This window comes from Bradyrhizobium sp. (assembly GCF_050014615.1).
Taxonomy (GTDB): domain Bacteria; phylum Pseudomonadota; class Alphaproteobacteria; order Rhizobiales; family Xanthobacteraceae; genus Bradyrhizobium.
This window is the reverse complement of record NZ_JBEKCZ010000047.1, coordinates 17,569-29,187: the sequence shown is the minus strand read 5'-3', so window position 1 is coordinate 29,187 and position 11,619 is coordinate 17,569. Positions and strand designations below refer to the sequence as shown.

The following is an 11,619-nucleotide window of genomic DNA, read 5'->3' as shown; positions in this document are numbered from 1 at the left end:
TGGCAGAAAACAGCCGACGCCCGCGGATCAAGGGCGCCCGCGGCCGGTGTCAGCCGCGTTTGGCGGGATGCGTCACGTGCTTGATCGCGACCTTCGCGGAGCTGTGCGTCTTGAGCGCGCCCATCCGCTTGTGGAAGCGATGATGGCGGTGATGACGATGCTTGACATGATGGCGGCCCATCTTGGCATTGGCGTTCAGCACGCTCGGCTTCATTTGCTCGGTCTTGATGACGGGCGCCTTGCTGGTGCTGGCGGGAGTGGCCGCCAGCACGGGGGCGGCGAGAACGGAAACTGCGAGCAGCGCCGCGGAAATAGTCTTCAACATGGTGGTGTCCTCTTTCGAAAGGGATCATGGAGTGGCCGGTCGGATGGCCGGGCTCGCGGATCATGCTGCGACCTTATGATTCCGGCGCTGAACCCATCCTGAAGCGCGGCGACGGACTTCGTTCATCTGGATGACATCTTCGTCATGTTCGAACGCCGCCCCGACCATGCGGTCGGCCCGGAAATTCCCGAAGATCGAAAAAAATGTCACGGGAATGTTCAATGGCGGCGGGTGTTCAAATCAGCGAGCTTCGGTATAGGATTGTCCCAACCGACATCAGGAGAGACGCATGACCAAATTTGCGATCCGGCTTTTGACACTGGCAATGTACGTGATGGCGCTGGTCGCCGTGCCCCTGGTTTCGGCCTACGCCGCGGGCGGCGACAATCCGGCTCCGCCGGCCACGGACTCGAGCAAGGACAAGAAAAAGAAGAGCGACAAAAGCTCAAGCATCGACGATCCCAAATTCATCGAGGGCTATCGTACCGCCTATGCCACGATCTACGACCGCAACGATTACGCTGCGGCGATCGAGCAGTTGAAGGCGCTCGGCCATGACGACCGCGCCGACGTCGCCAATCTGATCGGCTACTCCTATCGCAAGCTCGGAGACTACAAGATCTCGCAGATCTGGTACGAGCGCGCGCTGCAGGCCGATCCCAACCACGTGCGGACCTGGCAGTATTACGGACTGTGGCAGCTCGAACAGGGCAACCGCGATCAGGCGCAGTACCACCTCAACAAGATCGGCCAGATTTGCGGCACCGATTGCGCGGAATACCGCTCGCTCGCCGCAGCGCTCGACAAGCCGACCGGGACCGGTCTGGTTTACTGAGTTTTGGCCAACGCAAAACCGGCGCAGACCTCAAGGGTTTGCGCCGGTTTTGTTTTGGGCTTCTTACTTCATCATCATCTCGGCCTCGGCGCGAAACGCCCGGCGCGAGCCTTCACGCGAATAGAACATGTGCCCGCCGGGATAGACGACGAGCTTCACCCGCTCCAGTGAAGCGTAGGCCGGTAACTGGTCGAGCAGGATTTTCGAACCAAAATACGGCGTGGCGAGATCGAACAGCCCGTGCCCGACCAGCAGCTTCAGTTTCGGATCGAGTGCCAGAATCTGGCGCAGCTCCGAGATCGATTCGGCGGGACTGCGGCCGCGGCCGAAATCCCAGGACCGCTCGACTGAACCATTGAGCAGATGATAGGACCCGTCCGGCCGCCAGTTCAGCTTGCGCGTGATGAGGTCGACCGCCGCACTGGTCAGCGGCGCGATCAGGGGATCGCCGGACGGATCGCTGAAACGCGAGGAGCTTGAGTCCGGATTGGGATCGAAGCCCAAAACCGATGCATCATAGCGTCCGGTCACCTTGCCGTCGCGGCGGTCGAACTCGCGGCGAAATTCGTTGACGTCAAAACGCCCGGCCAGCCTGCGGCTCACGGCCTGATCGATCCCCGTCAGTGCCGCCACGCTATCGGCAAGCCGCGTCGTCGCCGCGGTGTCGGCCTCGCCCTTGATGAGGTCGCCCAGGAAATCGCCGCGCGCATAGGTTTCGACATCGGCGATGTCGGCGCGGCTCACCGGACTCTTCGCTTCGCGCGCGACGGCGGCCATGGTGGGAAGGCTCGCGACATATTGCAGAATGCTGGAGCCGCTATATTCGCGGAAGTCGAGCACCGGCGAAATCAGGATCAGGCCCCTGACCCCGACGCCCTGCTCGGTCTGCAATTCGTGAACCATCTTCGGCACACGAATGCCGCCATAGCTTTCGCCGACGATGAATTTGGGCGACAGCAGGCGGTCGGACTTTTCCAGCCAGCGGCGCACCACGACCGCGAGCGCATTGACGTCGCCGTCGATCGAGTAAAATCGCTTGCGCACATCCTCGTCGGTCGCGACGAAGCGGCTATAGCCGGTACCGACGGGATCGACGTAGACGAGATCGGTGAAGTCGAGCCAGGTCTCGGCATTGGGCACAAGATCGGGCGAGGCGGAGGAAACCGCCGCGTCGGCGCCGATCGGCAGCCGCCACGGTCCGGTAGCGCCGAGTTGCAGATAGGCCGAAGCCGCGCCCGGCCCGCCGTTGAAGAAGAAGGTCACGGGACGGCTATGCGGCTCGGCGCCGTCCAGCTGATAGGCGGTATAGGCAATGTCGGCCTGCGGCTCGCCCTTGTCGTTGAACAGATGGATCGAACCGGCGGTGGCGGTGAAGGCGAGCGTGCGCCCGGGGAGCGCCACCGTCTGTTTGGTGGTGGAATCCGCCGGCAGCCGGTGTTGCTCGGCGGCGGCTGGCGCAGTTGCCTGACTACCGCGCCCGCCCGGCGCGCCCGATTTCTGACCCGACGGCGTCGCGGCCGGTTGCGGCTGGGGCGGCGGCGCGTCCTGTGCGCGCGCGCCGGCCATCATCGCGAACGCCAGAAATGCCAGAACCAGCCGCAGATGGCGCGGCCCGATGAATTCAACGGCCATGCCTGTTGTCTCCCTGCTTCCCGCGTTAACCGGTATCATGACGTTCACGCAGGAAAGCGGGCATTTTCCGGCGCGAGGCGGGTTCTGGATCAAAATTGCGACAGACCGGGGAGCGCCGCGGACGCCGGACAGCTATCTCGACAAGGACAGCCAAGGTCGTATAGACGACCCCGGGGTTGTATAGACGATCCCCTGGGATCGTTTAGACGATCCCGGGGTCGTCTGGACGATCCCGGTGTAACCGCTTCCCTCAGCGCCCAGTGAGCCCGCGATCCCATGACCAGCCCCCCGCGACATGACCGGATCGCCTTCGTCGCGAGCGCAGGCGCCGAGTCCCAGCAAGCCCTGGCGCAGCTGGTCGAGCTTTACGGCAATCATGATCCCGCCGATGCCGACATCGTGGTCGCGCTCGGCGGCGATGGATTGATGCTGCAAACGCTGCATCAGAACATGCACTCGGGCAAGCCGATCTACGGCATGCATCGTGGCACCGTCGGCTTCCTGATGAACGAATTCAGCACCCACGACCTGCACGCCCGTCTGGCGGCGGCCAAGGAATCCGTGATCCATCCACTATTGATGCGCGCCACCGACGCGCATGACGTGGTGCATCTTCACCATGCCATCAACGAGGTCTATCTGTACCGCCAGACCTACCAGGCGGCGCGCCTGAGGATCTTGATCGACGAACGCGAACGCATGCCCGAGCTGATCGCCGACGGCATCCTGGTGGCGACGCCGGCGGGATCGACCGCCTACAATCTTTCGGCACAGGGGCCGATCCTGCCGATCAACGCTTCGCTATTGGCGCTGACGCCGATCAGCGCGTTCCGGCCGCGGCGCTGGCGCGGCGCCCTGCTCCCCAACACCGCCTTTGTCGTCATCGAAGTGCTCGAGGGCGACAAACGCCCGGTGGCGGCCGTGGCCGACCACTACGAGGTGCGCGACGTCCGCCGCGTCGAGGTACTGTCGGACCGGACCATCTCGATGCGGATGCTGTTCGACCCCGGCCACAGCCTGGAAGAGCGAATCCTGAGCGAGCAATTCGGGTACTGAGACTCCGCCTCCCCGCCCGCGCCGGGACGGCATCGGGAAGTTCCCATAACAAGCTCTGCAAGTGCCGTTCGCAACCCTTCGTTAACGGGAGCGGGATATGGTTAACGTCGGGTATACCGTTTTCGCCGGCATACGCTTAGGGCCTGGCCATGTTTCGCATCGATTTCAACAAGCTGCGATTTCTTGTCTGCGACGACAATCCGCACATGCGCCGCATCCTGCGGACGCTGCTGCATTCGTTCGGCGCACGCGAGGTCTATGAGTCCGAGGACGGCGCCACCGCGCTGGAAATGTACAGCCACTACGTTCCGGATATCGTCATCACCGACTGGTCGATGCCGATTTTCGATGGGCTCGAACTGGCGCAGATGATCCGGCAGCCGGAATCGAAGGGCAACCCGTTCGCCCCCATCATCATGCTGACCGGCCATTCCGAGAAGCGGCGGGTGACGGTGGCACGCGACGCCGGCGTGACCGAATTTCTCGCCAAGCCGATTTCGGCCAAGGGGCTGTATCAGCGCATTCTCAACGTCGTCGCCAATCCCCGCCCCTTCATCAAGACCAAGACCTATTTCGGCCCGGACCGCCGGCGCAATACGGCCAATGCCTATATCGGTCCCGAACGCCGCATCGGCGGCGAGGTGGAAGTCCTTCAGCAGCCCTCGCTGCTGGACAAGGCCCGGACCTCGGTCTAGCGCGCGAGGCCCAAGGTGAGGCCCAAGGAAAGGCCGAAGGAAACCATCATGGCGAAAGACAAGTCCTCAACGGTGCAGATCCAGACCTACGCCGACCATCACGTGATCACGCAACCCAATCCGTTGCGCAAGGTGTTGCGGCGTGTCGCCGAAAAGGATCTCGACGACCCGGTGGCGCGCGCCGAAAAGGCCCTCGCCGGCCTGTCCGGCGAATTCAAGAACTGGATGGCGGCCGAGACCGACCGGCTCGCGGCCGCTCACGCCGCCGTTCTCAAGGACGGCTTTACCAAGGCCACGCGCGAAGAGCTGTTTCGCGCCGCCCATGACATCAAGGGCGACGCCGCCACCTTCGGCTTCCCGTCCGCCGGCGCCACCGCCGAAAGCCTGTGCCGAATCATCGAGCACGCGCCCGATCTCGACAAGGTGCCGTCCGATCTGATCGCGCATCACATCAATGCCATCAAGGCCATCGTGCACGAGCACACCAAGCTCGACACCGCCAGCACGGCCAGCGAACTGAGCCGGCAACTGCGCGGCGTCGCCGACGAGTATCTGGCTCAGGTCAACCGCGACCGGCCCGAGCACCTCGAAGCGATCCTCGCCCCCAGCATCGTGCCGGCGGAATAGATACAATGTCGTCCCTGCGCAAGCAGGGACCTATACGCCGCGGCTCATCAATTGGGCGATGTGTCCGCTATCTTCTAAAATAATCAACGCTGGTGGTTATGGGTCCCTGCTTTCGCAGGGACGACAGCTCGTTTGTCGATACAGCGTCGCTTAAGCCGCGATCAGCCCATGCTGGATCGGCGCAATGGCCTCATCGGCCATCAGCTCGTCGCAGAACATGCGGGCTTCTTCCCGCGCCGACTCGGTCGCGAAGCGCCGCAGCAGGATCAGCAGCGGTTCGGCGGCCTGCCGGTCGGTTTCGCAATGCGTCAGCACGCGCTCCACCATGCGGCGCCGCAATCGTGTCGCGCTTCCGGCGCTGTCGACGAATCCGGTTTCATGACTGACTTCGAGCGCCATATGGAACGCCGCGAAGGTCGATTCCGGCAGCCCGGCCCGCCGCAGCAGCGCCTGCAGGCTGGCGCCGCCGCGATCGTGAAGCAGCGCGGAGACCCGCGCCCGCGGCAGCCCGGACAGTTCCGCCAGTGCCGAATCGAACAGTTCGAGATTGCCCGACAGCAGCGCGCGCAGGATCAGTCCCGCGGTGAGCTGGCCGGTGGCGCGCAGATGCTGCACCAGGCCACTCATATCGTCGCCGCGCGAAACCGCGGCGATGTTCACCGTCGAGCGTTCGCGCGCCTCGCTCGTGACCCTTCCGGCGCGATCGGCGCTCAGCCAATTGCGGGCGACCACGAACTGCGCCAGCGTATCCGACAATTTGGCGACCAGCGCGGCCCGCGTCGCGGCGGGCAAGCCGTCCAGCACCAGCATCGATTCCCGGATCGCGGCGAGATGGCCGTGACGCTCGACAATGCGGTCCCATGAAAACGGCGCCAGCTCCGCATAGGCATTTTCGATCAGCTCCAGCGCCGCCGCCGGCGTGCCGACTTCGGCGATCGCGGCACAGACCGAGGCCGGCAGATGGATGCGCCGCGCGATGGCGCATTGCGTTTCGCAATTGCCTGTGGCGACGATGTCGACGAGATCGGCGTCGATCAGAAGCGGTGAATGCTCGAGGACTGGAAGTGCTACCGATGGCTGGTCGACCGACAGCGCCTGCACGATGGCGGCGGGCGCCTGCGCGCTGCGCGCAAACACTTCGGCCATCGCCTGGCGTACCAGCGGCGAGGCATCGTCGAGCAGCATCAACAGCGCGCCCTCGGCGGCGGCGCGGTCGTCCGCGGAAAGATCTGAAACCAGCCAGGCGCGCGCCAAAGATCGCGTCGCCTCTGCCCGCTCGCCTGCCGGCGCGGTACGTATCCAACCAATGAACTGCCGAACGATCATGATCCTGCCGGCCTACGCAACCCGAAAACGACACCGTGACGCGATGCCACTGTCAGAGAAAATAAACCACGACGCTTAACAAAGCGTTCACCATAAACGACTGGTTTTATTGACGTTTTGTTAAGGGTGCGGGGAAGGAAAACCTTGCGATGATCGCCTAAGCTGCATCCACCCTCGTCCGCGGCGCCGCGCCTTTCCACGGCGTCTCGAAGGATGACCGCAGGCTTATGCTCGCGACGACGCCCCGGTCAGCGCAAGCGCGCCGCCGGGGGAGCACCTGATCACCGCTTTTTCTTCTTCGTCTTTACTGATTTTTTCTTCGCCGATTTTTTCTTGGCCAGCTTCTTCTTGACCGACTTTTTCCCGGCCCGCTTGTGCTTCTTTGCCGGAGCTTTCTTTTTTTTGGCGGCGGCTTTTCTCGCGCCGCCCTTCTTTTTGCCTGCGCGTGCGGCCTTGGGCGCACGCTTTGGCCCGCTCTTGGACGCGCTCCTGGGAGGTGTTGGCGCCGGGCCGGTCGCGGTAGCCGTGCGCGCGGCTGGGCCGCCCGGTGGAGGTGGCGGCGGCGCTGCGTGCAAGCCAAGCCAGAACTGAATTTCGCTCAGATGGTCGCCGGTGAGATAATCGTTTTGCCACGACGCCTGTTCGACAAGGCCGTGCCAGACTTTCGGATCCTGCCGATGCGCCTCGACATAGGCATTCCACCGATAGGCCTGGTAGATTGCAATGATGTTGGCTGCGTACGCCGCAGCCAGCGGCGCATTGCCTTCGATGATCATCAGATTGTCGTCGTTCGCCGTCGAAGCCTTGTAGCCAAGATTGTGCGAACCGGTCATGACCACGGGATTCACACCGAAGGGATCGAGCACGACGACCTTGCTGTGAATGTGCACGCCTGCCCCCAGCATTTCCGTGGCCCAGTCGTGAAAGACACTCTTGATATTTGCGGGCACCATCGAATCGTAGCCAAGGCGCTGCGGCGGCTGATTGCCACCATTGAACAGCGTCACCGGCGTCGCCGACGACGGATCGAGGGCCGCATGTTTCGACGGTTTGCCGGTGGACTCCGTGGTCAGTCCGGCAATCTCCTGGTTCACCACGCCGCGAATGTAGAGACCGGCGTTAAAGTTGGCAGTGCCCTGGTGGTGTCTGAACAGAATGTTTTGCAGCAGGGTCCACTTCTCTTCCGGCTGGCCTTCCGCAACGAACACGCCGGGATTGAAGAACAGGAAGAGAATGCCCTCCTTGGCGGCATTGATCAGTTGGCGCGCATAATCCAAATCTTGCCCGGCACTGGTCGGCGCGAACCACTGGGTGATGCGGCCGCCATCGACGTTGAACGACCTGGAAGTCGAATTGGCCGTTTCCAGACTTGGCGGATATGCATTGCCGGCATCCTTGAGAAGATTCCACTCGTTGAGAAAATCGGCGGCCAGATCCGGATCGTCAACGATGACGCTGTTGTTGGCCTGGGTGCACAGCCCGGTCATGGTCCAGTTGGTGCTGCCGGAGAGGACCTGCTGCGGTTTTCCACTGGCGTCACAAAAGACGACGAACTTGTTGTGCGCAAAATGCCTGCCCGTCACGAGGCGGTCGTGCAGATCGACGACGTTGCGCAATTGCCCGCGGATATCCTTGTTCTCATCATTAGTCGGCGGCTTGAAAGCGCCATTGGCCAGTATCAGATGGCACTTCTTGCCAAGCGTCTTGAGGGCACCGATCAGTTCGGGGTCGTTGAGTTCATACAACGCGGCGTAAATCTCGCCGTTGTTCTTTTTCACATCGGCGAGCAGCCCCAGAATTTGCGGGCGCAGCAGCCCGCTCAGTTCGTTTCTTAGCGGATTGCCGGGCGTGTCGATGATGGTTTTGATATTTGGTTTCTTGCCGAGCGCGGCAAGCGCGCGCGACACCCATTGTGCCGCCACGATCCCCTTGTTGAAATAGGCCGATACCTTTGGCGTCGCCTGGCCGGAAATCGTCATCTCGGTCGTCAACGCGCTGGCGTTCGCGGTCCCAAGCGTCAGATGGTCCTTGTCCGGCCCGACCACCGGCACCACCGAGTACTGCACGACATCGCCCGGCTTCACGCCATAGTCCCACCACATGAAGCGCTGCACTGGATGCTTCCACGGCGCGGTGGGATCGAACTTGTCCGTGTCGGAGAAACCGACAAATCCATGCAGATAGGTATCGGGGCTGCCCTTCTGCACCCGGCGCACCGTGAACCCAAGACATCCCGGAATCGGCTTGAGGTCAGCGGGCAGCCAAACCAGGGCCGTATGATCGCCGTTGTCGTAGACTTTTAAATCTATGGACATGGGTCGCCTCCTGCCACGTTGGACATAGCGCTTGCCGCCAGCCTAACGCTCTATCCAAAATTGTACAAGATTTGGAATGCACCTGGATGACACCAGGACATGGCGGCGCGGCCCGCCAGGACCCGGGCGCTAAATTCAGCGCGCGCTTTTCTGCTAGCCGCTGAAGGTTCCACTGCGGTCGCTGAAGAGATCGAGCCCTTGCGGCCTGCTGACCGCCAGCGTTGCCGTCGGTGACGACGGCGAAGTTGCCGTCGCTGATGCAACCGGGATTGCTGACGCAATCTGGGTTGCTGACGCAACCGGGGTTGCTGACGCATCCGGGCTTGCCGATGCAACCGATGTCAGTGACGAAGAATTACCCCACAATTCCCGAACCGCTGACGACACCGGCTGGGCGCGTTCGCCGAACTGAAACAGAGAACGGAAGGTCAGGTCGGCCGGTGCAGTCGTGGTCGACGCCGAGGCCATGGTGACCGATGCGGAGGCTGTCGTGACCGGCGCCGCCGCGCGGGTATCCGGGAAGCTCTGCAGGAAGGCCGCGTTTTCGACCGGGGCCGCTTGCGCCGCACTGGCGACGGCCGTGGTTGAAGGCACGCCACCCACCGCCGCCATCGCACTGCGTGCGGCCTGTGAATTGGCGGCGCTGGCATAACGCGACGTCAGCACCGAATAGACTTCGGAGACGCTGCGCGCCCGCCCGGTGCTGTCGTAGAAGATCGAACGGTTGGCCGCGGCGGCGTTGGGAAACAGCTGCGCGCCGGAGGCCTTCGGGTCATCCTCGGCACTGGTAATCAGCTTGGCTGCGCCGCCGACACCCATGAAGTGCGCCATATAGAGTTCGGCGTCGGTCGGGCGGCGGCCGATCTTGCCGGTGAGATTGAAACTGTTGGACTGGGTCAGCACGCCCGCCATCGCCGAGCTGACGACGGGGTCGTCGCGTAGCTTCATGATCGCGGCCCGCGCCGTGGGATCGCTGACCGAATAACTGCCGGACGAGGATTTGGAGATGGCGTCGGCATATTGGCCGTAGCCGAACTGGGCGCCGGCTTCCTTCACGGTGCCGAGCCAGGTCTGGTCGATGAACTGATAAAGCCCGTGCGCCGACGAGGTCGAGGCGCCTGCGGTCGGATTGAAATCCGATTCCATCTTCGCAGTCGCCAGCAGATATTCGAAGCTGGCGCCGGTCGAGCCCGCAGCCTGCTTGATCGCGCCGGCAATCCGCACGCGCGACGGGTCAACACCTGCCGATGGCGTGGCGTTTGAAGTGTCGGCCGACATGTTTGGTCTCCGCTCCCCGCGAAATGACCCACCCGGCCTGTTCGAGAGCTCCCACTAACGCTCAAGCCAAGGTCACAGTGGCGCGACTATGGTTAATGGCGGGTTAAAGGGGGTTCTGGTCTACCCCACCGTCATTCCGGGGCGCGCGAGCGAACCCGGAATCTCGAGATTCCGGGTCTGGTCCTGCGGACCATCCCGGAATGACAAGAGATTACTTCCGATAAACCGCCTTCGGATCAAACACCCGCTCCGCATCTGCGAATGACAGACGCGCCCCGCCCTCGCCGGCGTCGACTTTGCGGTAGAAGCAGGAGCGCCGGCCGGTGTGGCAGGCGGCGCCTGATTGTTCGACCCGGATCCAGATCGCGTCCTGATCGCAATCCATGCGCATCTCGACCACGCGCTGGACGTGGCCGGAGGTTTCGCCTTTTCGCCAAAGCGAGTTGCGGGAGCGGCTGAAGTACCAGGCCTCGCCGCTGGCGATGGTCCTGCGCAGCGCCTCGTCGTTCATATGCGCGACCATCAGCACGTCGCCGGTGACAGCGTCGGTGGCGACGCAGGTCACCAGGCCTGACGCGTCGAATTTGGGCTGGAACGTAAGCCCTTCCTCGATGTCGTTATTGTCTAGGGATGTGGACACGGGCAGTCCTTGCAAATTCAGGCGAGGACTAGCGCTGCGGCCCTCGCAACATGGACAGGAAACGCGACTGTTCCGCCGGATTGTCGCGGAACATGCCGGTGAAACGGCTGGTGAACGTCATCGCGCCATGCTTGGCCACGCCGCGCACCGACATGCAGGTATGCTCCGCCTCGAGCATCACTGCAACGCCGCGGGGTTTGAGAATCTCGTCGATCGCAGCCGCGATCTGGGCGGTCAGATGCTCCTGGGTCTGAAGGCGGCGCGCGAAAATGTCGGTCAGACGCGCCAGCTTGGACAATCCCACCACCCGCTCCACCGGCGTATAGGCGATATGCGCCCGGCCATAGAACGGCATCATGTGATGCTCGCATTGCGAGGTGAATTCGATATCGCGGATCAGCACGAAATCGTCATAGCCCGCGGTCTCGCCAAAGGTGCGGTTGAGCACCTCGGCCGGGCTTTGATGATAGCCCTGATACAGTTCGTCATAGGCTTCGACCACACGGCGCGGCGTATCGATAAGACCCTCGCGGGCTGGGTTCTCGCCGATATAGCCGAGCAAGGTCTGCACCGCCGCTTCGGCTTCGGCGCGCGACGGACGCGGCTGGTCGGCTCGAACAGCGGCGGCCAGAAATTCGGAAGGGTCGAGTTCGGCCGGCCGGGTTTCCGGCGGCTTGGCGTCCGGGCGGAGGGATTTGATCAAAGCGTCCATGTCAACTCCGTTCGACCGGTCATAAGTGAGACCGGAGTGTCACCGGCAGACGGGGCGGCATGCCGCCAGACGCCTGAGTCCGAGAATTCCAATACCATAGCGGCCAGATTGGTTCTATTTCAGCCCACCTTACAAAATGGCCGGGCTGTATTTCCGCCATTGCCGACCATATATAGGA

Annotated in this window: 11 protein-coding genes; 4 read left to right on the top strand and 7 right to left on the bottom strand. The window is 62.9% G+C overall.

Annotated elements, in window-relative coordinates:
- Positions 1–49: 49 nt before the first annotated feature.
- Positions 50–325 carry a His-rich protein BRANT gene (locus ABR948_RS10365; protein WP_428116763.1) on the bottom strand — a complete coding sequence of 92 codons (276 nt, stop codon included), beginning with the start codon at positions 323–325 and terminating at the stop codon, positions 50–52.
- A gap of 289 nt (positions 326–614) precedes the next feature.
- Here ABR948_RS10365 and ABR948_RS10360 point away from each other — a divergent pair, with 289 nt between their 5' ends.
- Positions 615–1,160, top strand: a complete 546-nt coding sequence (locus ABR948_RS10360; protein ID WP_428116761.1) for a tetratricopeptide repeat protein — start codon at positions 615–617, stop codon at positions 1,158–1,160.
- Positions 1,161–1,223: 63 nt separating this feature from the next.
- On the opposite strand, the gene ABR948_RS10355 is transcribed toward ABR948_RS10360, so the two are convergent.
- The gene (locus ABR948_RS10355; protein WP_428116759.1) at positions 1,224–2,792 is read right to left on the bottom strand and encodes a S10 family peptidase; all 1,569 of its coding nucleotides are present in this window, start codon (positions 2,790–2,792) and stop codon (positions 1,224–1,226) included.
- 276 nt (positions 2,793–3,068) lie between these two features.
- Here ABR948_RS10355 and ABR948_RS10350 point away from each other — a divergent pair, with 276 nt between their 5' ends.
- The 3 genes from ABR948_RS10350 (at position 3,069) to ABR948_RS10340 (ending at position 5,170) form a co-directional block, all read left to right on the top strand.
- Positions 3,069–3,848 carry an NAD kinase gene (locus ABR948_RS10350; RefSeq protein ID WP_428116756.1) on the top strand — a complete coding sequence of 260 codons (780 nt, stop codon included), beginning with the start codon at positions 3,069–3,071 and terminating at the stop codon, positions 3,846–3,848.
- A gap of 149 nt (positions 3,849–3,997) precedes the next feature.
- On the top strand, positions 3,998–4,543 hold the full coding sequence (locus ABR948_RS10345; protein ID WP_428116754.1) for a response regulator: 546 nt from the start codon (positions 3,998–4,000) through the stop codon (positions 4,541–4,543).
- A 48-nt stretch (positions 4,544–4,591) separates the two neighbouring features.
- Positions 4,592–5,170 carry an Hpt domain-containing protein gene (locus tag ABR948_RS10340; protein ID WP_428116752.1) on the top strand — a complete coding sequence of 193 codons (579 nt, stop codon included), beginning with the start codon at positions 4,592–4,594 and terminating at the stop codon, positions 5,168–5,170.
- A 150-nt stretch (positions 5,171–5,320) separates the two neighbouring features.
- Here the strand turns inward: ABR948_RS10340 and ABR948_RS10335 are convergent, their stop codons facing one another.
- The 5 genes from ABR948_RS10335 to folE form a co-directional block, all read right to left on the bottom strand.
- Positions 5,321–6,496: a DUF2336 domain-containing protein gene (locus ABR948_RS10335; RefSeq protein WP_428116749.1), complete on the bottom strand. Its 1,176-nt coding sequence runs from the start codon at positions 6,494–6,496 to the stop codon at positions 5,321–5,323.
- Positions 6,497–6,777: 281 nt separating this feature from the next.
- On the bottom strand, positions 6,778–8,418 hold the full coding sequence (locus ABR948_RS10330; RefSeq protein WP_428116746.1) for a phospholipase D-like domain-containing protein: 1,641 nt from the start codon (positions 8,416–8,418) through the stop codon (positions 6,778–6,780).
- 546 nt (positions 8,419–8,964) lie between these two features.
- A complete protein-coding gene (locus tag ABR948_RS10325; protein ID WP_428116744.1) occupies positions 8,965–10,089 on the bottom strand; it encodes a transglycosylase SLT domain-containing protein in 1,125 nt (374 codons plus the stop codon).
- A gap of 211 nt (positions 10,090–10,300) precedes the next feature.
- On the bottom strand, positions 10,301–10,729 hold the full coding sequence (hisI, locus tag ABR948_RS10320) for a phosphoribosyl-AMP cyclohydrolase (RefSeq protein ID WP_428116742.1): 429 nt from the start codon (positions 10,727–10,729) through the stop codon (positions 10,301–10,303).
- A gap of 28 nt (positions 10,730–10,757) precedes the next feature.
- Complete coding sequence (folE, locus tag ABR948_RS10315; RefSeq protein WP_428116740.1) at positions 10,758–11,441, bottom strand: GTP cyclohydrolase I FolE; 684 nt, start codon at positions 11,439–11,441, stop codon at positions 10,758–10,760.
- Positions 11,442–11,619 lie beyond the last annotated feature (178 nt).

Bases quoted from the DNA above. Each gene is read 5' to 3' on its own strand.
- ABR948_RS10365 (WP_428116763.1), bottom strand. From the start codon at position 325: ATGTTGAAGACTATTTCCGCGGCGCTGCTCGCAGTTTCCGTTCTCGCC.
- ABR948_RS10360 (WP_428116761.1), top strand. From the start codon at position 615: ATGACCAAATTTGCGATCCGGCTTTTGACACTGGCAATGTACGTGATG.
- ABR948_RS10355 (WP_428116759.1), bottom strand. From the start codon at position 2,792: ATGGCCGTTGAATTCATCGGGCCGCGCCATCTGCGGCTGGTTCTGGCA.
- ABR948_RS10350 (WP_428116756.1), top strand. From the start codon at position 3,069: ATGACCAGCCCCCCGCGACATGACCGGATCGCCTTCGTCGCGAGCGCA.
- ABR948_RS10345 (WP_428116754.1), top strand. From the start codon at position 3,998: ATGTTTCGCATCGATTTCAACAAGCTGCGATTTCTTGTCTGCGACGAC.
- ABR948_RS10340 (WP_428116752.1), top strand. From the start codon at position 4,592: ATGGCGAAAGACAAGTCCTCAACGGTGCAGATCCAGACCTACGCCGAC.
- ABR948_RS10335 (WP_428116749.1), bottom strand. From the start codon at position 6,496: ATGATCGTTCGGCAGTTCATTGGTTGGATACGTACCGCGCCGGCAGGC.
- ABR948_RS10325 (WP_428116744.1), bottom strand. From the start codon at position 10,089: ATGTCGGCCGACACTTCAAACGCCACGCCATCGGCAGGTGTTGACCCG.
- folE (WP_428116740.1), bottom strand. From the start codon at position 11,441: ATGGACGCTTTGATCAAATCCCTCCGCCCGGACGCCAAGCCGCCGGAA.